Consider the following 21,251-nt stretch of genomic DNA (forward strand, 5'->3'; position numbering starts at 1 on the left):
ATATGTTATAATCTGCTAAATTGTTATAAAACAGGTGCCTATTGAGGGTGTGAAATAAAATTAAGGAAAGAAAATGGCAAAAGAATATTCGTTTGATATAAGTGCAAAGATAGATATGCAAAATTTTAAGAATGCTATAAATATGGTAGATAAAGAGGTTGCAAATCGTTATGATTTTAAGGGGACTACTTATGAGGTCGACTACAATGAAAAAGCTAAGACTTTAGTTTTGATAGCATCTAGTGATAATAAGCTTGATGCTCTAAAAGATGTTGTAGTAGCAAAATTTTTAAAACAAGGGCTAAGCTCTAAAGTTTTGGAAGAACAAAAAGTAGAAGACTCTAGCGGTAACAACAGAAAAGTTACTTTTAAAGTTGTTGATTATATTGAGTCCAAAGAGGCTAAAAAAATAGTAGCAGAGATAAAAAAACTCAAACTCAAAGTTAATGCTCAGATAGAGGGTGATGCTATACGTGTAAAGGGTGCAAAACTAGATGACTTACAAAAAGTTATAGCAGAGATTCGTGGACAAGAGTGGGAAGCTCCTCTTGTTTTTGAAAACATGAGATAAGAAAGGTTTTATATGTCAAAGTTAACTATTGCAGATGCTGCTGAGATACTCGGTGTCTCAAAAGAGGCTATTCACAACCGCATAAGAAGAGGTTCCCTTCAGAGTGAAGTTGAAAACGGGGTAAAGCTAGTTGTACTTGACGGTGATGCAAATGCTAAAACACCACAAAAAAGAGCAATTAATATAAAGGCATCACCTGTAGTAGATGACAGGTATTATAAACTTTTAGAAGAACAAAATGCAAAGCTCCAGCAAAAAATAGAGACCCTTGAGGGCGAAACAAAAAGCTTGAGAGATCAAAAAGAGCAGATGCTAATCGCTGAGAGAAAAAAAATCGAGCAGATTTACAAAGATAAAGATGAACAGCTTAAAAATATACTAAATGCAATATCGTCTAAGTTTATGTTAAGTGCACCGGATGAAGTAATAGAAGAGATGGTTGATGCTGAAATAGATGAGCCTGAGCAGGTTAGCAGGCTTATCTCTCTTGGTAAATATTTAAAAAGTAAAGATTTTTCAAAGAAAAAAACTTCAAAAATTAAAGAGAAGTTCAAAAAACAAGCAGAGATTGATTCGAGAATTATTACTATAGGAAAAAAGTACTATGTTGATTTGGATAAGTATGACTATAGCGATTTATCGCTATAAATCACCTATCTTAAGTGTTAAACCTTTTAAGTGAGTTATTGGGTATGAGTAGGCTATCCCTTCTCCTCCACCTGTAATATCCAAATCATCCATGACTTTTTTAATGATTTGACCAACATTTTTTGTTGGTGTGATAAACATTAAGTTTGAATCGGTCTCTTCACTGTGAAGTCTATTATAAAAATTGGCCATTTCATCGAGTCCCATACCGTGAGCACTCATAATTGTTACACCTCTAGCTCCTGCATCTTTGGCAGCGAGTAAAGCTTTCTCCTCTAAGTTTTTAGGAACTACTACATGTACAGCAGAGAATTGAATTTTGTATGAGTGTCTTTTATCTGTTCCATATACGCTGACAGTTGAGAGCCCCATATCTTCAGCATGTTCTAGGGCATGCTGAAGTTCATCAAGGTGAATCTCTTCAAGCTCATGCTGACCTTTGACTCCCATTTTCTCGGTAATAATACCATATGCCATTACTGTTAGCATAGGAAATAGTGATGCAAATGCTATAAGCCCAAAACCATCAATAAGAGGATCGCGACCATCTATGTTTGTAGCAAGTCCAAGTCCAAGTGCAGCAACTAGAGGAACGGTTACTGTAGAAGTTGTAACTCCACCACTGTCATAAGCAATAGGAACTATGTATTTAGGAGCCATAAATGTTAGAACTATAACAAACATATATCCAGCCATGATATAGTAAACAATTTCACCTCCGTTTACAATACGAAAAGCTCCAAGTGCAATACCCATAGCAACTCCAAGCGCAACAAAAAGACGAAGGACAAAATCATTAATTTTTCCATCGCTAATCTCTTTGGCTTTTTTGGCAATAGCAGTTAAAGAAGGCTCGGCCATAGTTGTTGAAAACCCAATTGCAAAAGAGAAGGCGTAGATAATAACCGTACTGTCATTTTGAGTGAGTTGCAGAGCCATTGTCTCACCAAGAGAGAAAAGACCCATCTCTAAACCGATAATAAATGCATCAAGACCAATGATAACAAGTCCAAAACCAATAATAACCTCTTTTAGGTTATCAATATGCTTTTTGATTATCACATATTGAAAAAAGAGGATAACTGCTAAGATAGGTATAACATCCATAGCAACACTTAGGATGCCTCTTAGTAGTGTTACTAGGTTAAAATTAAATGCGGCAGCAGTTTCTGCGGTATGCATTACAACTGGAGCAACTATCTTAGAAGCTTCCACGAACTCATATACGTATATCCCATAAAACTGAACAAATATCATAGGAGTAAGAGAGGCAAAAGCTATAAGACCAAAGCCATCTAAAACAGGATTTCGACCCTTAATAGTAGAAGCAAGACCAATTCCCAGTGCTGCAACAAGCGGGACTGTTACTGTTGAAGTTGTAACTCCACCCAAGTCATAAGCAAGACCAACTATCTCTTCAGGTGCAAACGCAGTAGCAGCAACAACCATAATATAACCAGCTATTATGTAGTAGTGAATAGGGTGACCTTTAATAATTCTCCACACACCAAGCACGATAGCAAAGCCAACAGAAAAAGCAACAACCATTCTAAGAACAAAAGCGTCAATTCTTCCACTGCTTATACCGGCTGCTTTATCGGCGATAACTAGAAGAGCGGGCTCCGCTACCGTAGTACCAAAACCAATCATAAATGCGAATATTACTATCCACATTGTAGAACCTTTATGTGCAAAATCGCTTGCTAGCCCCTCCCCAACAGGAAAAATACCAACCTCAAGTCCTAAAAGAAAAACAGCTAGACCAACACCTACAATAGCCAAACCGATTGCTGTGCTAAGCCAGTTTTCCGGCACACTCTGAATTATTGCTAGTTGAAAAAATATAATAACCATTATTATTGGCAATAAATCTCTAAACGATTCTTTTAAAAGCTTTAAAAATGAACCTATGTTCAGCATATACACCCTTTTAATTTATTTATTTATTTTATCATCTAGAACCATAAATTAAGATTTTTTAGATAAAATTCCAGTTACATATTGGACAGCTGGCCGAGTGGTCGAAGGCGCTCGCCTGGAACGCGGGTATAGGGTAACCTATCTAGGGTTCGAATCCCTAGCTGTCCACCATTGTGCTTAAAATATTCTAGCAAAATCCCCGAAAAATACTTTTTTTTATTGATGGTAAGATATAATAACTAAAAAAAATAATAGTAAAAAGCAGTATTAATGGAAATTGGGTTAATAGAGACAGAGTTAATTGTAGAATCTATAATGGGATTAGTTGCAGTTCTTGCGTTCTTAGTCTTTTTACTATTTTTTATTCCAAATGATGAAAAAAGAGAGAGAGAAAAGAAAAGAGAAGAGGAAAAAGTTTCGTCTGCTCCTGAACTTTCTAGTCAAGTTAAAATGCCGACAGACTTAGAGTCTTTAAGGTTAATCATAAAAGATAAAGAATCTTCTACTCAAACTCTAGGAGAGGCACTTGATTTGGTTATAAAATACCATGGAACTGTGCATACCAAGTTAGGTATAAGAGCTCACCCTGATTTTGATGTTTATGCTGATATTTTATTTACGCTTTGTAGACATAGAAACGCAAGCAAAGATATTATACTTAAATTTGATAAAGCGCTTGCAAGACTAAATCCTGACTATAAAGAGGATATAAACGAAGCTGTGACAAAGGGGTTGAACTCAAGAAGAGTTTAAATCTCGATTTGCTCTGTCGCCAACCCTTGAATTATATATATGCCTTTCTTCTCAAGCTCATCAACAGTCTTCATATCCATAACGCCAACAGCTATAAGAGAGATACTTATACTGTCTGTAATAAGCCTAAGAGCGGAGAGTGATTGAGCACTCTGGTTTACAAAATAGCTACTCTCAGCTTTTATATATACAGGTCTTAACTCTTGGAGATATTGATAGTCATCACTCTCTCCTATAAATTCGAATATACCAATCTCAATACCATATTTTTGGAATAAATCTTTATATAATTTTATATGCTGAGAATCTTTACGAACCATCTTGTCTGGCATCTCAATGATTAATTTAAAAGGAAGCGCTTTATTCTTGAGAAGTTCACGTATCTCCTCATAAGTCTCTTTCATATCCAGATATTCATACGGTAGTCTGAGCGAGTAAGTGGAGTGACTTAAAATCATATCTGGAGTCTTAAAAAGCATACTTACAACATTTTTATATACATTGTTACTTAGTCCTGTTTGTATCGCAGGTGCCATAAATTGAGCGTAACTATAAGAGGTACTTTTATCCAATGCAAGGTTTATACTAAGAACGTGATGTTCAAGTTTTTTAGCTCTAGTGTCTATTACGGACCAAGAGACAAAGTTAAACCTATTTTTAAGCAATGCTTGATTAATAATCTTCTTCCACGCTTCTTTACCCATAACTTCATTTATATTTTCTGTTTTTACTAAATGAATGTTGTTTTTGTTAAATTTTGCTTGGGCCAGTGCATTGTCAGAGTTTGAAAATAGTTGAGCAATAGTATCTGTATGATTATATGCGTATAGCCCAAGAGAGACAAATGTTTCATCTTTATTTAAGCCACTCTCTTCAATCTCGTTTGTAATATTGTCATATATATCTTTTGCTATTCCTAAACCTTTCTCGCTAGTGCAATCAGGCAACAAAAGAGAAAACTCTGTAGGATTAATTCTAGCGACGATAGAGTTTTTAAATATTTTGGAATTACTTCTGAATATATCTGCTATTTTAAGAAAAAGCTTATCCACATCTTGGTGACCTAGCTTTTCATTTGCTTCTATCATTCCACTTAGAGCAACTATAATATTTATGCCGCCTTTTGAGCTTGCATCAATCTTAAGATACTCTGGGAGTCTATCTATAAGATATTGGCGATTTTTAAGAGAAGTGTTTTGATCAATATATTCTAGCTCTTTATGCATTTTTAGCTCTTCGTTGCCTTTATCAAACATAGCTTTTACTTTTGAGACCATATTATTCATGCCAAGAACAACATCTTTGAACTCTTTTGTATAAGGAATTGTATTTTGTATAATAAACTCATTGCGTATAACAGCAGAAGCTTGCTTTTGTACCTCTCTTAAAGGCCTTAAAATTGCATGTATAAGTAGATTTATAATAATTAGACTAAGCGAGGCAATTACACAAAAAGAGATAACGAGGTCTATTAGGATTGCGTATAGTTGCTTGTAAGCGTATGTAGCATCACTCTGTACTCTAAGTATTCCAACTTGACTCCAGCCAGCAGAAACGTTAGCAGATGCTATAGGTGCTTCAATCTTTATAGCATTAAAAAACCATTCGGGAATTGCTGTTATATCACCTTCGATAGTTCTGTCATAAAGGGCAATGTTGTCAACATCAAGAAGGGTTATATTGCGATAGTTTCCACTATCAAAGTTTGCATTAATCATGGTTGACATCATAGATAGGTCGCCGTTGGCACTTCCCAGTGAAAGACTAAGTGAGGTAGCAGTATTTTTAGCATCTTCGTAAAGCCTGTCCTGAACACCCTTGTTGGCACTTTGAAAGTTTAATATTAAAACTGTTGTTAAAATAGTGAGTAAAAAGAGTGAGAGCAGTAAGGCTATCTGTTTAAAGAGTGTCATATTTTTTTCCTTTTCATGTTGAGCTTTAGTTGGTCCCATTTTTTATGAGATTTTTTCGTATCTTTGCCTATCTGATTAAGTACATCACCATTGAAGTTGTAGATTGGGGTTAAATCTTTTCTTTGTGATGCTGAAAATATTTTATGATTGTTGTTGTCTAAAATAAGCGGTTCACTTCTTGGTGTTTCAAAGTATGTTAAAACCATATGAGGTTCTTTAAATTTTGTAGAACGAACATATGTAAAAAAAAGTTTTTTATAGTCTATACCTAAATACTTGAGAGCAAAGTATTTGCTTATTACATAGTCTTCGCAATCTCCCATATCTTTACCTAAAAATTCCCAAGGTGTAGCCCAATAATCTCTCATGTTATAGATTTTCATATCAGAAGAGTATCTAACATCATTAAAAAATTTGTTCACCGCTTCGAGTTTTTCCAAATCACTTTTATCTTTTACAGAATTAAGAGTTTCTTGAAGAAGAAAAAATCTTTTTTTTGCAAACACTTTATACTTCTGGGCAATCTCATCTAAAAGAGGTTTTTCTACATAATCTTCACTTGAAAAAGTGGTATTTACGAGCAATAATGATAATAGTATAAGAACTCTTAGTTTAAACATAAGTGATTATATCCAAAAAATTCTGAGATTATTGCTGTCTCTTATTGAAACCAGATGTGCCATCTTTTGATTGTGTTACAAAGTTATTTGAGTATGCTTTTAGATAGCTTGGGATTGCTCTGCCTTTTAGTTTCATCATATCTCCAAGCATTATATGGGCAACTTTCTCATTTTTCATTCCCTTGACTTTACACAGATACATAAAAAGGAGCTCCCCTAGCCTTGTTAATGAAATATTGTGGGTAGAGTCAGTCTGCTTATATATCCACATGTTAAAGGTATAAAAATTCTCATAAACACTTTTATCTTGCCAGATTAGTTTAACACTCTCTTTGAAATTTCCGCTGTTATAAGTCAAATCCCAAAATCTTGAAAATCTTTTCATAATTTGAATATCATTGAAGCTCAGCTCACTATTTTTCAAAATATCATATGGAGGAATGTCGCTGTACACCATTTTATGCTCGATATCATGTCTGTTTATAAAGGTTCCAGATAGTTTTTTAAGTATCCCTATTTGTATCTCACAACTACTTAAGCTTACCAGTTCATCTAAATTTTTACCAAAGCTCTCTAGGGATTCCCCAGGAAGTCCAACTATAAGGTCGAGATGGATATGCGCATCTGTTTCATTCTCTAAAAATTTTATATTTTCTTTAATCTTATCCAGTTTCAGTGGTCTTGAAATATTGTTTGCAATCTCAAGGTTGAGTGTTTGTATACCTATCTCTAGTTGCAGTGCGCCATGTGGAAATTGCGATATTTTTTCTTTTATTGAGTCTGGAAAATGATCAGGAATAACTTCAAAGTGAGCAAAGTAAGGAGCTTTATCCTCTTTTGATAAAAAGAAATCCAAAAGCCTGTTTGCAGTTTTCATATTTAGATTAAAAGTTCTATCAATGAACTTAAAATTGCGTGCTCCTCTTTGCCAAAGTAGTTCGAACTCCTTTAGAAGTTCATCTAAATTAAAAGCTCTTACTTTTTCATCCATAGATGAGAGGCAAAATTCACACTCAAAAGGGCAACCTCTTGAAGCTTCTACATAAATATAGCGATTTTTAATATCGTCATCTGTGTAAAATTTATATGGAAGTTCTAAGTTTTTAAGAGATGGCATTGCAGCTTTTATAACTCTATTTGAGAAAGTTTTATCTTTTAAGATATCTCTGCAAAGCTCATAAAATGCTAAATCAGCCTCTCCTTGAATGATAAAGTCTGCCAAATCCATACTTACACGAAATGGCTCATGTGAAACTTCGGGACCACCTAGCACTATTTTTGTATCAGGGGAGACTTTTTTAATGATATGTATAAGTTCATTTACTTGTGTAACATTCCAGATATAAACACCTATACCTATAATATCCGGGGTATGGATAAGTATTTTTTCAGCGACAGTTTGCATAGCGTCATTTATGCTAAACTCCAATATGGCAGTGTTTCCCTGCAGTTCTTTAAGATTTGCATATAAGTATCTTAAAGCTATTGACGTGTGAGTAAATCTTGAGTTGAGTGTTGTGAGGATGATTTTTTTCATGATTTCCTCTGTAGTTGAGGTTTTGAGTTAGTGTTTGTCTAAGCCAAAAAGGGGAGGAAAAGGCTTAGACGGTTCTAGCAAATTTATAAATTTTTTAAATCCAATTATGAAAAGGGGAGAAACATAATTAAGATTCCTAATTGTATTGGTTATAAGTTAATAATGGGTAAATGCCTACACATCTTCTTACATTCTGTTATAATTTCATCCTAATCAAAGAGGATAACCATGTCAACACTTTTAGCTACCTTTTACTTCTTCTATTTTTCAATTATAGGTGTTTATATAATTTTTATGCCAAAAGTGTTAGCTATGTCAGGATACTCTGCTAGTGAGATAGGTATTATCTTTGCGGCAGGACCATTGGTTCGTTTTTTAGTCCCTTTTGCTTTTATAAAAGGTCTGAAATTAACTATAAATATGTTTAAAGCCGCTCTTGCCGTAATGTTTTTAAGCGCACTCTCTTTTTACTTCTCTCTAGATAGCTTCTATAAGTTGCTATTTTCAAATATAGGATTAGGAGTAGGACTTAGTTTAGTACTTCCATATATAGAGTTGATATCACTAAAGCATATAGGCAAAGAGAGGTATGGGAAAATAAGGCTTTTTGGTTCAGTCGGTTTTGTTTTAGTGGCGTTAGTGTTAGTAAAGTTTTTAAGCTCCGGAAATATTGCACTTAACTATCTCTTAGTCTTAACTTTCATAACGACCATCATAGCTTTTATTATTGCAAAGAATGCTCAAGCAATACTTGATAATACAGAAGCTGTACAAAACGATATAGATATCCTAGCAGATTGGAAATTGTGGGCTGGACTTACCCTTATGCAGGTTAGTTTTGGCTCATTTTATAACTTCTTTACTATTTATGAGACAGATTATGGGGTCAGTTTGGATATGACCATATATCTTTGGAGCTTTGGTGTCGTAGCTGAGATATTTATGCTCTTTTTCCAAGGCAAACTTCTACGAAACAATCTTCTTCTAATACTTCAAATAACTACTTTTGTAACTTCCATTAGATGGTTTTTACTTTTTTTATTTCCTCAAAATTTAATGGTTCTTTTCTTTGCACAGGGAATGCACGCACTTAGTTTCGCACTGTTTCACTCAGCGGCAATTAGTTATCTTTACTATCTATATAAACATAAGTCTTTGGCTCAACAGTTTTTTTCAGGAATTACTTACGGTGCAGGGGCTTTTATGGGGGCTTTAATTGCCGGTTACGTCTATGAGTGGTATCCGAAGTATCTGTTTTTCAGTGCGACTCTAATCGCACTAATGGCAACTCTGTTTTTATATCTCTGGGGAGTGAATACAAAAAAATCAAATCTGCTATGATTAAATTTTATCTGTATGAATATCCATCTGAGGATAAGGGATTGAGATTCCTTTTTCATCGAATGTTAGTTTTACTTTTTCTAACATGTCAAAATAAACATCCCAATAATCATCTGTTTTAACCCATACACGAAATGTAAAGTTTACACTGCTCTCACCCAATTCACTTACAGCAACAAGTGGTGCAGGCTCTTTTAAAGCTCTCTCATCGGCATTTATAATCTCTATCAGAGTCTCTTTTGCAAGTTTTAAATCATCGCCGTAGCCGATTCCAAATATGTGATCAACTCGACGTTGTTCTCTTTGCGAGAAGTTTATAATATTTCCACCAATAATAGAGGAGTTAGGAACTATAACAATGCTTTTATCTATTGGTTCAATGATTGTTGAAAATAAGTTTATATCCTTTACTGTACCAGTTGCTCCGCCTGCTTGAATGGTGTCTCCAACTTTAAAAGGACGGAATATTATAATTAATACAGCAGCTCCTATGTTTGAAAGTGAGTCTTTTAGGGCTAAACCTATAGCTAAACCGGCTGCACCAAATATAGCGAGGAAAGACGTGGTATTTATACCTAGAGCATTTAAAGCCGCTAAAACTACTACAAGCATCAAAACAAAATATATAACTGACTCTAAAAACTCAACAAATGTTTTGTCTATATTTGCTTTTATCATAAGGTGCTTTAGTAGGGCGGTTAACTTTTTAACAACAATTTTACCAATGAAAAAGATAAGTAATGCAGCAACAATTTTTAGTGAGTATTCACTGGCGTATTGAGTAACTATATCTGTGTATTTAGAAAAATCCATAAGAATCTTCTCCTTTTATTTTAGAAATTAAAGACGAATGTTGTTGTCTGCGTAAAATCAGACTTTTTAACACCTACGGGAGGGTTGGTGTCCGTATCCCATGTAGTGTTGAATTTTAAAAATAGCTCTTTGAAGAGATTTATTTTTAGCTCTAACTTATTTGTTTGTATGTAGTCGCTAAAGTCATTGAGTTTAGGCTGGTAGTATAATGAACACGAAAATGTTGAATTCGTAGAGAAGCCAACACTGTAAGCAAGATATGAATTTAATCTTATATTGTTTTCTGATGGATCTATTTGTGGATTGGTATATCTTATATCTTCATTGAAGAGACCAAGCCCAAAAAAACCTTTGCCGTTTTGAGCACTGTTAAACACTCTGTATCTTAGTCCGGCCCCACCTAATATTCTGCTGTTAATTCGCTTGAAATCATCATTTTCGAATTGAGCAAAGAGTTCATATCTTAAATTTTCATCTGTTGTTAATGAGTGTATATATCTAAAGTGGGAAAAAGCTTTATTTGTATCTTTTACATTGTTAGATTTTCCATACTCTCCAGATATCTCTGCCCACGCTACACAGCTAGTGTTGTTGTCATAAGAGAGCCTTGCAGAGGCTTTATAGTTGTCCTTTTCTGTATTGCCACGTTTTGTTTCAAGACCTATCTCAATATTTGTGGAAAAACCAGCTTTATTGCCAATTTCAACGGGAGCAATTGAGACTATCGCGAATAGATATTGTGTTGTAAAAATAGTGATTAGTAAGAGTAGTTTCATTGTTTTAGTGCCTATTTAATTTTTTTGGAATTATACAATAAGGTTATTTAGATGTAACTTTCTTTTATTTTTTCTACATGTAGAGCAATGGTGTGGTACTCTTTTGTATACTTGGAGTCTACTACATGTAAGAGTGGTTTGTACTTCAAGTAAGTTTCCCAAACCTTTTCACTTGAGCTTAGCCTACCTTTTTTTATAAGTTCAAAACAAACCGCAGCATTTATAAAACCTTTTAAAAGTTTTACTTCATCACTCTCTTCAAATCTTCGGGGAAACCATATAGCTTCTAAACTTTCATGGGCATCATAAAATTTCTCTTCATCAAGTTGTTGTATAAATTTTTTTAAAAGTTCTTTGTGGCTTATGGTTGTCATGCTATCTACTCATTGTCCTCTAAAACCATCATGTTTTTTCGCCAGTAACCCCTACCGCCCTTTAGTGATATGCAGTGGTGCAGAGGGAACTTCTCCTTGTACTCTTGAAGTCTGTTAAGGGTAGCTTTACCACTGTCGCAGTAAAAGACAAAGACACTTCCCTCAGCCTCTTGACTCAGTAAATATGGGTTGTAGAGAAATGTGTCAGCTTTTTCAATAGGAGAGAGGATAGTGTCAATTAGGATAACCTTGATACCATCAGCTTCAAGCTTTTGTTTATTTTGCAAAAACTCTTTTTGAGTCCATTCATCTGGGTATTTCATAAAACTCTTTTTTAAGCAGATTCAATTGGAAAATTTATACTAAACAAAGCGCCCTTATATGTAACACCTTCATACTTATACTCTGAGTTTGAAGCAGATATTTCCCCGTTGAGATGTTTATTGATTATAGACCCTGTCATGTGCAAACCAATTCCTGTTCCGTGCGACTTAGCTTTAGTTGTAAAATATGATTCAAACACTTTGTCTATTATGCGCTCAGGAATTCCGCCACCATTATCTTTTATCTCTATAAAAGCTCTATCATTTTTTTTGTAAATATCTATAAAAATCAGTTTTCTATTCTGATGAGAAAGTGTGAGTAGAGCATCTTTAGCATTTTTTAAAATATTAAGTATAGCTTGAGTCAGTTCATTCTCCAAAGCTGTTACTTCTACATATTCTATATTTTCTATGAGTTCTATATTGTGTGTTTTAAATAAATCTTTCATAAGAGACATTGTCTTATCAACGCAGCTTTTTAACGTGAAGGTTGATTTGTTTTTGTTTGGGATGTAAAAGTTTCTAAAATCATCTATTGTATGAGATAAATATTGTGTCTGGTCGTTGATATTTACAGCATATTCTCTTAATTGCTTATTTTCAATATCTTTCAAATCTATATCTACTATTATGTTGTTTGCCCACATGGATATAATTGATATAGGCTGTCTCCACTGGTGGGTGATATTCCCTATCATTTCTCCCATTGAAGCCATCTTTGATTGTTGGAAAAGTAAAATATCTTTTTTATCATTAGCCTCTTGTAGCTCTTTTGTACGCTCTAAAACTATTTCTTCCAACATCAAGTTTGATTTTAACAGCTCTCTGTTTCTGTCAGAAACCTGGTTAAACAAAGTATTCAATGAAAACAGTAGTGCTTCTCTGGCATTATTCCCCTCTGCTATATCCTCTTCATATGCTTCATGTGGAGTTTGTCCAGCTTCAATTTTTTTAATCTGCCTTGCCATATTTTGGTCTTTTCCAAGAATATGATAAGCGAGCCAATGAACCAAAAAATCTAATAACTCATCTGATATGCTAGACTGTCCGTCAATAGACTCTCATGCATTCTGGTGATTTCATCCAAAAAATATCTGTGATTTTTGATATGACTACTGATGTGACGCTCATCAACATTCATAGTTCTCATCAACTGCTCTTCTTCGTCAAAATGATAGAGTGTGTAGTCAAATAGTTCTTTAAAGACTCTCTCAAGGCTTACTGTATTTAACTTATCATCAGATAGTAAACTTCCATACTCGTTAATAATATCTACAAGCTTTTTATGTTGCTCGTCAATCATTTTCATATCAGTCAAATAGTACTTATCCCAGTGAAACGATTCCATAGTTATTGCCTTGTTTTATTTTAAAATATTATTATATATTAAAATATCTAGTTTTGTGCTGAGTTTTTCTTCGAGCTAAATAAAACTATAGTTGAGCTGAGAAGTGCACCTAAGAAAACTATGCTGTATCCAGTTGGTAAATCAAAATAGTATGAGGCTATAATGGCAACTATGCTAAAAAACCATCCAAAAAAGAAACTGTAAAGGAGTGGTTTTTTAAGCTCGAGAGATATCGCAACAAATGCTGGGGCAATTAAAAGGACAAACACTACTAATACGCCAGCTAGCTGTACTGATGATGTAACAGTTAGAGCCAGCAGGGAGAAAAACAGCAACTCCCTAACAAAGCCTTTTGTTTTAGGCAATATTTTCCATAATGCTAAGGCGATAAAAGCGTATATAATGGCACTTTTGTATAAATCGTTAGGAGAAGTAAAGAGTATATCGCTTGCTAGTAAAGATTTAAAATGCTCCATACCCTCAGCAGAGTGTGAAAGAACCATCATAATTCCACTCGCTCCCAAGACATATAAAAGACCTATAAAAGCCTCTAGCTTTATCTCTCTTTGAGATGCGATAGCTATTAAAAAAGCACTGAGCAGTGCAAAGGACAAAGTAAGAATGTAAAAATACTCTTCGTGAAAATAGCCCAAACTTATGGCAGAACCAAGTGCTGCGAATTGTGCTATTGCTAAATCTGTAAAGATTATTCCTCTTTTTAAAATTCCGACACCAAACCATGCATGAAGCATAACCAACACAACAACAAGTGCTATTGGGACTAAAAAAATATCTATCATTTTATAGCGCTTGTAAGATAATCAAACAGTGATGTCAAATCTTCCACAGACTCCAAGGCACCAACATCATGGGGCATTACAATAAGCGGTATATCTGCTTTAGATGATATAAACTGTGCCGTTTTTGTCGAGTGGTAAACATCGTGAAATATGGCATACGGCTTCTCATCTTCGATAAGCTTAATTAAGTTTAAAGTGTGTTTTGATGATGGTGGTATCCCAGGAAGCGGCTCAATGGCTCCTATATTCACTAGTCCGTAAGCTTCAAGAAAGTAGGCTAGAACATTATGAAATTGGATAATTTTCGTCCCTTTTTTATCAGCCATCTTCTCATTCCAAAGAGTGAGTTTTTTATTCCACTCTTGTGAAAAATCGGCATAATTTTTTTCATAAATATCACTATGCTCAATATCTATAGATGACAAAAACTCTTTAATAGTTTTTGCCAATACTAATATATTGTTGGGGTTGAGGTGAAAGTGGGGATTTCCGTCTGGGTGCAAATCTCCGCCCGAACGGTTTACACTTTGTGGCTTGTTTATCAATGCGACATAATTTGATAAGTTTAAAAAAGTTTTAGCATTAACATTTGTTTTTGGGTTGGCAGCTCTTTTTATAAGTGGAGGTAGCCAGCCGATTTCTAGTTGAGCACCATTCATAATAAGTGCATCAGCATTTCTTACTTTTGATATAAGAGATGGACGGGGGACTATAAAGTGCGGATCCCAATTTCCATTGGCAAGAACGATAGTATCTATATGCTCAGCACCAATGCTCTTTGTAATTGCCCCTATATAAGGGTAGCTGACCGCTATGTTCATATGAGCAAAAAGGGCAAGAGGTGTTAATATAATCAATAATAATTTATACATGTATTTTCCTTATTTATTTTTCTGATACCAAAGGCATCAAGCTTTAGTGGGCACAGCGCCCCAAGCGAGACAAAGTGACTTGTTGCTTTGTCGGACTATCAAAAAGAGTGGGCGCCATGAGCGCCTATTGCTATATTTGCTTGAAAGATAAGCGTATTGACACTTTGTTGCACACCATCTTCGTTGTACAAAGCATTATTTCGGCTGTACTGAAGACTAAATCTTGCAAATTCGCTTGTTCTGTACTCTAGCATTGCTGAGTATTTATCTAGGTTATTTGCTTCGTTTTGGTTTATGCCATCTGAGATAACATCATTTTTATAGATAGATTCGTATCTAAAGCCGACTTTGTAGCTTTGGTTCATTTGGTACTCTAGTTGAGTATAGAATCCGGCTTGTTTTTTTCTAAGATTTGCATTTCCTACTACATCACCAGTTGCATTTAGGTCATACTGAACTCCATCCATATCTCTCATAAGCAATTCACCCTGTAGAGAGATATAACTGTATGAATCCAAGTAGTGCTTTGCAAGTAAGTCAATCCCATAAAGTGAGCTGTCTCCACTAAACACATATGGTTCTTCAAGTCCGGAATAGTCAAGCCTTGAACTGCCGCTTGCATATGAAATACCACCAAAAATAGTAGTATCTCCAATGTCAAAAGATGATTTAACATAAGCTACAAAGAGTGATGGAGCACTAGACTCACCTGCAATAGGATTCTCCTCATCACCAAGTGCTGCTCTGCCAAACATCTGCTCATTTTCACCCTGTAAAATCTCTGCACCAACCATAAGATATGTATCTGTTGGAGCAGTCCACTGCAGTTGAAGTCCTGTCTCATTGATTGCGTGAAGACCTAAAAAGCTTTGGTAAACTAAAGGCATATCGCTAAAACTCCATAGGTGATGGTGTTTTTCTGTAAGGTAACCAAAATTTGAGAGAAATTTCCCCATTTTTACTTTTAAACCATGCCCTAATACGGTTGAAGTTATATATGCCTCTTCTATCTCAACCCCGTTTTGACTGTAGTGAAATATAGCATCCATTGTAAAGAATGGATCAACTGCACTAGAGATTGCCAACTCTGCATAGTTTAGGTTAAAGCCGCTATTTGCATTGTATGTTGAGTGGGTTATATCACCATCTGAATGAGAGCCAAGAAGACCGTGAATAACTCCTGGAACTTCAAGATGACCTATTTCACTATCTTTTTTATTTCTATTAACATAAGATGCATCCATTATAAGTGATATATCCGGCAAAAATTTTGACTGAGAGAAAGCACCGCTTTGGATTTGTGGTGTCTGCTCTTGAATAAGGTTTGCACTTTCAAGTTTTTCTATTTTTTCTTCTAGTTTTTGTATTGTAAGCTGCTGTTTACTCATCTGTGTTTTTAACTGATCAAAATCTGTATCAGCTAAAAGAAATGACGATGCAACTAATAGTAAGCATATTAGCTTTTTCATAGTTCTATCCTATTAATAATAATATTTTATTTTTATAAAGTTTTTTGTTTTATTTTGGGTAGTTAAGAAATGAAAGGAGGTGCGCGGTTTTGGTTGCTAGTTGCTTTTACATGTAGAGTTGAAAGTAGATTCTTTTGTGAAATTTTTTCAAAGTGGGAAATCTCAATATATTGAGTTTTACTTATAATATCTGCAGAAACTAAGTGGTTATCAACTATACAAACTTCACATGTATAACCATCAGTATGCATAATATGCTCAACTTCGTGTATAACACTAAATGTTGTAGCGATGACAAAAAGTATTGATAATAAAGCTCTGATTTTCATAAACGTATTATAGTGTGTAGATGTTTAAGTGATAGTTATATTATTTTGTTAGTTGATGAGTGGTGCATATTTAATTATCAAGCACCACCCACCCAAACTATTTTTTAAGCTAGTTCTTCTAAAGCTTTTTTAATGGCTAAAGGAAGAGGTAAGTCAACTTTATCACAATCTTTTTCAAGGCAACATCCGCACGTGGTTCCTGCGTCAGTCTCTTCCATAATAGCATCTAAGTTATCACCATGTTTTTTAACAGCCTCTTTAATAGCATCATATTTAACTTCATTACATTCGCATACTAACATTATATTTTTCCTTATATTTGAGTGAAAGTAGAGCCTGGGACTCCACATACTGGACATTTTTCAGGCAGTGTGCCCAACTCTATATAACCACATGTAGGGCATAGATAGATATTTACTTCGTCTAAATCTTTTCCATCTCTTACGGCTTGAAGTGCTTTTTGGTAAAGCTCTGCATGTACTTTTTCAGCTTCAAGAGCATAGCCAAACATCTTTTTTGCTTTATGGTTGTCTTTAACCGCTTGCTCATGCATAGGAGGATACATATCTTCAAACTCGTAAGTCTCTCCTCCGATAGCAGCTTCAAGGTTTTCTATGGTTGAACCAACTTTGTCCATAGCTTTTAAGTGACCTTCAGCATGTATCTTCTCGGCCTCCGCTGTTGTACGAAACAGTTTAGCAATATTTTCAAAGCCATCTTTTTGTGCTTTTTTAGCAAAAGCACTATATTTCTGATACGCTTGACTCTCTCCGCAAAACGCAGTATCTAAGTTCTCATTTGTAGTAGGCATAACATTTCCTTATATATGTTTTATAGAAAAAGAATATTCTTTTGACCATTGTATCTCTGTTGGACTTAAATGGAAATAATTATTTTTTATTTTATGATATAACCTTTTACTCAGTAAATTAGCTTTCTCTCGCTATGGCTTTTTCAAAAGCATCCAAGTGGTTGAGACTTCCATTTTTTAAGTTTTCATAAGTGTTAACTACATCGGACGGCATCCCCTCCGCTGCTTTTTCAAGGTCTTCAATATCAGTTACCTCAATAAAGCGACCAACTTTAAGTGCTTCAAGTAAAGAGACTTGACCAAGCTCTATACACTGATTATACAACTCTTGCATACTGTGAAGTTCAAACTGTCCAATATAATTGTCATCAAGTGATAGGTTTACACTGGATGTGTCAATCCCATAACGTTCACAAAGAACCTGAGCAGACAAGATATGCTCTTGTTCTGAAATTTGAATATTAGCAAAAGTAGTCTCATCAGTATACATTTTACCTAAGGTAATATAAACATCCCTAGCCACTTTCTCTTCTTGAAAAATAAAGAAAAGAGTATCTTTTTGCTCATCGCTCAACTCAACAACAGTGCTACTACCTCTCTTTCTAGCACCTGCCGCAAACGCCGAAGACGCAACAACAACCGCACCAACCCCTAAACTTCTCATAAATTTTCTACGTGTGAAATCTGTAATTGTAGTTTTCATAATAAATCCTTTTTTATTTATAGATACCATAAGTATAAAGTAAGAGTGTAAGTTAAGTATAAGCGTGATATTTTTACAATAATATATATTGTTTTATTTTATTTTATTTTAATGTTTTATGATTTATAATTCTTGACGTAGAATTTAATTGTGAATATTTTATTATTACCTTTACCTTTACCTTCTGCTAAATTTCTAGTGAGGAGTTAGCTATGCTAATTACAAAATATGACCCGTTCAAAGATTTGAAAGAGATTAATAAAAGATTTTTCAATCTCAGTAGTGCGTTCCCAAAGTTGGATTTAGAGTTTGAGTCCTCAATTTCAGGTTTTGTTCCTGTCGTGAACACTCGTGAGGGGGAGTTTGCCTATCATGTTGATGTTGACTTGCCAGGAGTAGATAAAGATGATATAAAAGTGGATGTGGAAGATAATGTGCTGAAGATTTCAGGAGAGAGAAATTTTAAAAAAGAGGTAAAAGAGGAAGATTATCATAAGGTGGAGACATCGTTTGGTAGGTTTCAGAGAAATTTTACTTTGCCAAACAATGTAGATGCTGAAAATATAAGTGCATCATCAAAAGATGGGGTTCTTGAGGTGATTATTCCTAAAGTTGATGCGAAAAAAAGCAAAAAAGAGACCAAGAAGATAAAAGTAAAATAAGGTTTTAAATCTCTAAGTTTTTCCCGGACAAGACCCTGAATCAAGTTCAGGGTGACGGAGGGGAGGGGTGCCACCATTCCAAACCAAAGTTTCGTCATTCCAACCAAAGTTTCGTCATTCCAAACTTGATTTGGAATCCCATATACTCTTTAATTAAAATAATTATGATAAAATAATAATATATATTTTTAAAGGTTATCTTATGCAATATATTCGCTTCTTTAAAGAGCTTACAATAGATGATATTTCAACAGTAGGCGGTAAGAATGCTTCACTTGGGGAGATGTATAAGAAGCTATCTGCCAAGGGGATAAATATTCCTAATGGTTTTGCTACAACCAGTGAGGCATACTGGTTACTGCTAGAAGAAAACCAAATCAAAAACTCAATCAAAGAAATATTGTACGACCTCGATATATCAGATACAAAGAACCTTCAAAAAAGAGGTCTGGCTGTACGTAAACTAATTCTTGACTCAAAACTTCCAAAAGTGCTTGAATATGAGGTTATTGAGGCTTATTCTATCTTATCTCAGCAGTATGGCGTAAAGAGCGTTGACGTAGCAGTTCGCTCATCAGGGACGGCGGAAGATTTGCCAGATGCCAGTTTTGCAGGACAGCAAGAAACATTTTTAAATGTGAACACTGCCGACATGCTGCTTGAGAGTGTTAAAAAGTGCTTTGCATCTTTGTTTACAGACCGTGCCATCAGCTACCGGACAAGTCGTGGTTTTAACCACCTTAAGGTTGCCCTCTCAGTGGGCGTGCAGAAGATGGTGCGTAGTGATAACTCTTCAAGCGGCATTATGTTTACTATAGACACAGAGAGTGGAAGTGATAATTTAGTGCTTATTAACTCTATATGGGGACTTGGTGAAAATGTAGTCAGCGGGCGGGTAAATGCAGATGAGTTTTTCATCTTTAAACCCACCCTGAGAAATGGCATAGAGACTATCTTAAAACACTCTCTTGGGAGTAAAAAAGAGAAGATGCTTTATGCCGACAATGGAGAAAGAACATATAACGTCCAGACAAGCCAAGATGAGCAAAATAGTTTTTCAATAAACGATAATGAAGTTATCAACTTAGCTAAACAGGCGATAATTATCGAAGATCACTACAATTGTCCTATGGATATTGAGTGGGCAAAAGATGCAAACGACAGCAAACTATATATTGTTCAAGCAAGACCTGAAACTGTTATGAGCAAACAAAAAAATGACATAAGCATTGAGAAGTATTCTTTAACTTTGACAGAAGATGCCAAGGTACTCGCATCCGGACGTTCTGTTGGCGATAAAATCGGTGTTGGAAAGATAAGAATCATAAATGATACATCTGAATTTGCCTTATTTAATGAGGGTGAGGTTTTGGTTGCAGACACTACAAACCCTGATTGGGAACCTATCATGAAAAAAGCATCAGCTGTTGTAACCAACCGTGGAAGCCGCACATGTCATGCTGCAATAGTAGCTCGTGAAATTGGAGTACCTGCTGTTGTTGGATGTACTAACGCAACAGATGTGTTAGAGAGTGGTGTTAGTGTTACTGTTAGCTGTTCTCAGGGAGATGAGGGTTATATATATAAAGGTGAACTCCCATACTCAGTAAATAAAATTGATATAAGCCATCTTATACCAACTAAAACTAAACTTTACATGAATGTCGGAAACCCAGCTGAGGCTTTTAATCTTGCCAAAATGCCTAATGATGGTGTCGGACTTGCCCGAATGGAGTTTATTATGACCAATTCCATAAACGCCCACCCTATGGCACTTGTAGATATGCACAAAGGAAAAAGCGTTAAAGATGAGAATAAAATTCGTACTTTTATGACTCCATTTAGCGATGCAAAGGAGTTCTTCTTGCAAAAACTAAGCGAAGGCGTCGGCACAATAGCGGCCGCTTTTTACCCAAGACCGGTAATTATAAGATGCAGCGATTTTAAGAGCAATGAGTACCGCAATATGCTTGGCGGTTTTGCTTACGAGGCAATTGAAGAGAACCCTATGATAGGCTTTCGCGGGGCAAGCAGATACTATGATAAAAGCTATAAAGAAGCTTTTGAGTGGGAGTGTGAAGCATTAAAGCGTGTTCGTGACGAGATGGGGCTGACTAATATTAAGATTATGATCCCTTTTGTTCGGACACCCGATGAAGGTAAAAAAGTAATAGAGATTATAAACTCAAAAGGGCTTATTCAAGGGGTAAATGGACTTGAGATATATGCAATGTGTGAAATACCGGCTAATGTTATTTTAGCAGATGAGTTTTTAAAAATATTCGACGGTTACTCCATAGGCTCAAACGACTTAACACAGCTCACCCTTGGAATTGACCGAGAGAGTTCAAAGATAGACCATATATTTGATGAGAGAAATGAGGCTGTTAAGAGAATGCTAAAAATGGCTATTGATGCTTGTAAAAAAGAGGGTAAATACATAGGCATCTGTGGTCAAGCACCATCAGACTACCCAGAGATTACAGAGTTTTTAGTAGAAAACTCCATTGACTCTATATCTCTAAACCCTGACTCACTTTACAAAATGCATAAAGTAGTTACAGACTTGGAAACTAAGCTTTAAATAGTTATGGCAAAACTGTATATAAAAATACTTTAGATTCCAAATCAAGTTTGGAATGACGAGACTTTGGTTTGGAATGACGAG

The 21,251-nt window shown here is 35.1% G+C and carries 23 protein-coding genes and 1 tRNA gene; 7 read left to right on the top strand and 17 right to left on the bottom strand.

Annotation, left to right across the window (positions count from 1 at the left end; all coding sequences use genetic code 11):
* The first annotated feature begins 73 nt into the window (after window positions 1-73).
* Together HUE88_RS00210 and HUE88_RS00215 are read left to right on the top strand one after the other, a co-directional pair.
* Window positions 74-571 carry a YajQ family cyclic di-GMP-binding protein gene (locus tag HUE88_RS00210; protein WP_194369937.1) on the top strand — a complete coding sequence of 166 codons (498 nt, stop codon included), beginning with the start codon at window positions 74-76 and terminating at the stop codon, window positions 569-571.
* A gap of 12 nt (window positions 572-583) precedes the next feature.
* On the top strand, window positions 584-1,219 hold the full coding sequence (locus HUE88_RS00215) for a DNA-binding protein (protein WP_194369939.1): 636 nt from the start codon (window positions 584-586) through the stop codon (window positions 1,217-1,219).
* Here HUE88_RS00215 and HUE88_RS00220 read toward each other — a convergent pair.
* On the bottom strand, window positions 1,214-3,139 hold the full coding sequence (locus tag HUE88_RS00220) for a DUF1538 domain-containing protein (protein WP_194369941.1): 1,926 nt from the start codon (window positions 3,137-3,139) through the stop codon (window positions 1,214-1,216). The two genes, HUE88_RS00215 and HUE88_RS00220, sit on opposite strands and share 6 nt — an antisense overlap.
* A gap of 83 nt (window positions 3,140-3,222) precedes the next feature.
* Here HUE88_RS00220 and HUE88_RS00225 point away from each other — a divergent pair.
* Window positions 3,223-3,310, top strand: a tRNA-Ser gene (locus HUE88_RS00225).
* Window positions 3,311-3,409: 99 nt separating this feature from the next.
* On the top strand, window positions 3,410-3,892 hold the full coding sequence (locus tag HUE88_RS00230) for a hypothetical protein (protein WP_229860105.1): 483 nt from the start codon (window positions 3,410-3,412) through the stop codon (window positions 3,890-3,892).
* On the opposite strand, the gene HUE88_RS00235 is transcribed toward HUE88_RS00230, so the two are convergent.
* Genes HUE88_RS00235 through HUE88_RS00245 form a run of 3 tightly spaced genes read right to left on the bottom strand, consistent with a single transcriptional unit; the run spans window position 3,889 to window position 7,962 of the window.
* Window positions 3,889-5,805, bottom strand: a complete 1,917-nt coding sequence (locus HUE88_RS00235) for a LapD/MoxY N-terminal periplasmic domain-containing protein (protein ID WP_194369943.1) — start codon at window positions 5,803-5,805, stop codon at window positions 3,889-3,891. The genes HUE88_RS00230 and HUE88_RS00235 overlap by 4 nt on opposite strands.
* Window positions 5,802-6,425: a transglutaminase-like cysteine peptidase gene (locus tag HUE88_RS00240; RefSeq protein ID WP_194369945.1), complete on the bottom strand. Its 624-nt coding sequence runs from the start codon at window positions 6,423-6,425 to the stop codon at window positions 5,802-5,804. Before HUE88_RS00240 ends, HUE88_RS00235 begins: the two co-directional genes overlap by 4 nt.
* A 28-nt stretch (window positions 6,426-6,453) precedes the next feature.
* The gene (locus HUE88_RS00245) at window positions 6,454-7,962 is read right to left on the bottom strand and encodes a B12-binding domain-containing radical SAM protein (protein WP_194369946.1); all 1,509 of its coding nucleotides are present in this window, start codon (window positions 7,960-7,962) and stop codon (window positions 6,454-6,456) included.
* A 228-nt stretch (window positions 7,963-8,190) separates the two neighbouring features.
* On the opposite strand from HUE88_RS00245, the gene HUE88_RS00250 reads away from it, so the two are divergent.
* Window positions 8,191-9,303 (top strand): MFS transporter, encoded by a 1,113-nt coding sequence (locus HUE88_RS00250; RefSeq protein WP_194369947.1) that lies wholly within the window; start codon window positions 8,191-8,193, stop codon window positions 9,301-9,303.
* Here HUE88_RS00250 and HUE88_RS00255 read toward each other — a convergent pair whose 3' ends face one another.
* The 13 genes from HUE88_RS00255 to HUE88_RS00315 form a co-directional block, all read right to left on the bottom strand.
* Window positions 9,304-10,116, bottom strand: coding sequence for a mechanosensitive ion channel family protein (locus tag HUE88_RS00255; protein WP_194369948.1), 813 nt, complete (start codon window positions 10,114-10,116; stop codon window positions 9,304-9,306).
* Window positions 10,117-10,136: 20 nt separating this feature from the next.
* Entirely contained in the window at window positions 10,137-10,892 is a 756-nt protein-coding gene (locus HUE88_RS00260) for a DUF481 domain-containing protein (RefSeq protein ID WP_194369949.1), read from the bottom strand.
* Window positions 10,893-10,939: 47 nt separating this feature from the next.
* The gene (locus tag HUE88_RS00265; protein ID WP_194369950.1) at window positions 10,940-11,266 is read right to left on the bottom strand and encodes a DUF309 domain-containing protein; all 327 of its coding nucleotides are present in this window, start codon (window positions 11,264-11,266) and stop codon (window positions 10,940-10,942) included.
* 5 nt (window positions 11,267-11,271) lie between these two features.
* Complete coding sequence (locus HUE88_RS00270) at window positions 11,272-11,589, bottom strand: hypothetical protein (protein ID WP_194369951.1); 318 nt, start codon at window positions 11,587-11,589, stop codon at window positions 11,272-11,274.
* Between the two features lie 11 nt (window positions 11,590-11,600).
* Entirely contained in the window at window positions 11,601-12,557 is a 957-nt protein-coding gene (locus tag HUE88_RS00275) for a sensor histidine kinase (protein WP_194369953.1), read from the bottom strand.
* Between the two features lie 50 nt (window positions 12,558-12,607).
* Window positions 12,608-12,937 (bottom strand): bacteriohemerythrin, encoded by a 330-nt coding sequence (locus HUE88_RS00280; RefSeq protein WP_194369954.1) that lies wholly within the window; start codon window positions 12,935-12,937, stop codon window positions 12,608-12,610.
* Between the two features lie 47 nt (window positions 12,938-12,984).
* Window positions 12,985-13,737, bottom strand: a complete 753-nt coding sequence (locus HUE88_RS00285) for a metal ABC transporter permease (protein WP_194369955.1) — start codon at window positions 13,735-13,737, stop codon at window positions 12,985-12,987.
* Complete coding sequence (locus HUE88_RS00290) at window positions 13,734-14,609, bottom strand: metal ABC transporter substrate-binding protein (protein ID WP_194369956.1); 876 nt, start codon at window positions 14,607-14,609, stop codon at window positions 13,734-13,736. The genes HUE88_RS00285 and HUE88_RS00290 overlap by 4 nt, the downstream gene beginning before the upstream one ends.
* Window positions 14,610-14,707: 98 nt before the next feature.
* A complete protein-coding gene (locus HUE88_RS00295; RefSeq protein WP_194369957.1) occupies window positions 14,708-16,078 on the bottom strand; it encodes a hypothetical protein in 1,371 nt (456 codons plus the stop codon).
* Between the two features lie 62 nt (window positions 16,079-16,140).
* The gene (locus tag HUE88_RS00300; protein WP_194369958.1) at window positions 16,141-16,407 is read right to left on the bottom strand and encodes a hypothetical protein; all 267 of its coding nucleotides are present in this window, start codon (window positions 16,405-16,407) and stop codon (window positions 16,141-16,143) included.
* Between the two features lie 104 nt (window positions 16,408-16,511).
* Window positions 16,512-16,709 (bottom strand): (2Fe-2S)-binding protein, encoded by a 198-nt coding sequence (locus HUE88_RS00305; protein ID WP_194369960.1) that lies wholly within the window; start codon window positions 16,707-16,709, stop codon window positions 16,512-16,514.
* An 11-nt stretch (window positions 16,710-16,720) separates the two neighbouring features.
* Window positions 16,721-17,218: a rubrerythrin family protein gene (locus HUE88_RS00310; protein WP_194369962.1), complete on the bottom strand. Its 498-nt coding sequence runs from the start codon at window positions 17,216-17,218 to the stop codon at window positions 16,721-16,723.
* A gap of 118 nt (window positions 17,219-17,336) precedes the next feature.
* Window positions 17,337-17,921: a ferritin-like domain-containing protein gene (locus HUE88_RS00315; RefSeq protein ID WP_229860106.1), complete on the bottom strand. Its 585-nt coding sequence runs from the start codon at window positions 17,919-17,921 to the stop codon at window positions 17,337-17,339.
* A 212-nt stretch (window positions 17,922-18,133) separates the two neighbouring features.
* Here HUE88_RS00315 and HUE88_RS00320 point away from each other — a divergent pair, with 212 nt between their 5' ends.
* Window positions 18,134-18,583, top strand: a complete 450-nt coding sequence (locus tag HUE88_RS00320) for an Hsp20/alpha crystallin family protein (protein WP_194369965.1) — start codon at window positions 18,134-18,136, stop codon at window positions 18,581-18,583.
* Between the two features lie 202 nt (window positions 18,584-18,785).
* Window positions 18,786-21,167: a phosphoenolpyruvate synthase gene (ppsA, locus tag HUE88_RS00325; protein WP_194369967.1), complete on the top strand. Its 2,382-nt coding sequence runs from the start codon at window positions 18,786-18,788 to the stop codon at window positions 21,165-21,167.
* Window positions 21,168-21,251: the final 84 nt, after the last annotated feature.

The sequence above is a fragment of the Candidatus Sulfurimonas baltica genome (assembly GCF_015265455.1).
Lineage (GTDB): Bacteria > Campylobacterota > Campylobacteria > Campylobacterales > Sulfurimonadaceae > Sulfurimonas > Sulfurimonas baltica.

Excerpts from the sequence above, each read along its gene's own strand:
- HUE88_RS00210 (WP_194369937.1), top strand. The coding sequence starts at position 74 with ATGGCAAAAGAATATTCGTTTGATATAAGTGCAAAGATAGATATGCAA.
- HUE88_RS00215 (WP_194369939.1), top strand. The coding sequence starts at position 584 with ATGTCAAAGTTAACTATTGCAGATGCTGCTGAGATACTCGGTGTCTCA.
- HUE88_RS00220 (WP_194369941.1), bottom strand. The coding sequence starts at position 3,139 with ATGCTGAACATAGGTTCATTTTTAAAGCTTTTAAAAGAATCGTTTAGA.
- HUE88_RS00230 (WP_229860105.1), top strand. The coding sequence starts at position 3,410 with ATGGAAATTGGGTTAATAGAGACAGAGTTAATTGTAGAATCTATAATG.
- HUE88_RS00235 (WP_194369943.1), bottom strand. The coding sequence starts at position 5,805 with ATGACACTCTTTAAACAGATAGCCTTACTGCTCTCACTCTTTTTACTC.
- HUE88_RS00240 (WP_194369945.1), bottom strand. The coding sequence starts at position 6,425 with ATGTTTAAACTAAGAGTTCTTATACTATTATCATTATTGCTCGTAAAT.
- HUE88_RS00245 (WP_194369946.1), bottom strand. The coding sequence starts at position 7,962 with ATGAAAAAAATCATCCTCACAACACTCAACTCAAGATTTACTCACACG.
- HUE88_RS00250 (WP_194369947.1), top strand. The coding sequence starts at position 8,191 with ATGTCAACACTTTTAGCTACCTTTTACTTCTTCTATTTTTCAATTATA.
- HUE88_RS00255 (WP_194369948.1), bottom strand. The coding sequence starts at position 10,116 with ATGGATTTTTCTAAATACACAGATATAGTTACTCAATACGCCAGTGAA.
- HUE88_RS00260 (WP_194369949.1), bottom strand. The coding sequence starts at position 10,892 with ATGAAACTACTCTTACTAATCACTATTTTTACAACACAATATCTATTC.
- HUE88_RS00265 (WP_194369950.1), bottom strand. The coding sequence starts at position 11,266 with ATGACAACCATAAGCCACAAAGAACTTTTAAAAAAATTTATACAACAA.
- HUE88_RS00270 (WP_194369951.1), bottom strand. The coding sequence starts at position 11,589 with ATGAAATACCCAGATGAATGGACTCAAAAAGAGTTTTTGCAAAATAAA.
- HUE88_RS00275 (WP_194369953.1), bottom strand. The coding sequence starts at position 12,557 with ATGGCAAGGCAGATTAAAAAAATTGAAGCTGGACAAACTCCACATGAA.
- HUE88_RS00280 (WP_194369954.1), bottom strand. The coding sequence starts at position 12,937 with ATGGAATCGTTTCACTGGGATAAGTACTATTTGACTGATATGAAAATG.
- HUE88_RS00285 (WP_194369955.1), bottom strand. The coding sequence starts at position 13,737 with ATGATAGATATTTTTTTAGTCCCAATAGCACTTGTTGTTGTGTTGGTT.
- HUE88_RS00290 (WP_194369956.1), bottom strand. The coding sequence starts at position 14,609 with ATGTATAAATTATTATTGATTATATTAACACCTCTTGCCCTTTTTGCT.
- HUE88_RS00295 (WP_194369957.1), bottom strand. The coding sequence starts at position 16,078 with ATGAAAAAGCTAATATGCTTACTATTAGTTGCATCGTCATTTCTTTTA.
- HUE88_RS00300 (WP_194369958.1), bottom strand. The coding sequence starts at position 16,407 with ATGAAAATCAGAGCTTTATTATCAATACTTTTTGTCATCGCTACAACA.
- HUE88_RS00305 (WP_194369960.1), bottom strand. The coding sequence starts at position 16,709 with ATGTTAGTATGCGAATGTAATGAAGTTAAATATGATGCTATTAAAGAG.
- HUE88_RS00310 (WP_194369962.1), bottom strand. The coding sequence starts at position 17,218 with ATGCCTACTACAAATGAGAACTTAGATACTGCGTTTTGCGGAGAGAGT.
- HUE88_RS00315 (WP_229860106.1), bottom strand. The coding sequence starts at position 17,921 with ATGAAAACTACAATTACAGATTTCACACGTAGAAAATTTATGAGAAGT.
- HUE88_RS00320 (WP_194369965.1), top strand. The coding sequence starts at position 18,134 with ATGCTAATTACAAAATATGACCCGTTCAAAGATTTGAAAGAGATTAAT.
- ppsA (WP_194369967.1), top strand. The coding sequence starts at position 18,786 with ATGCAATATATTCGCTTCTTTAAAGAGCTTACAATAGATGATATTTCA.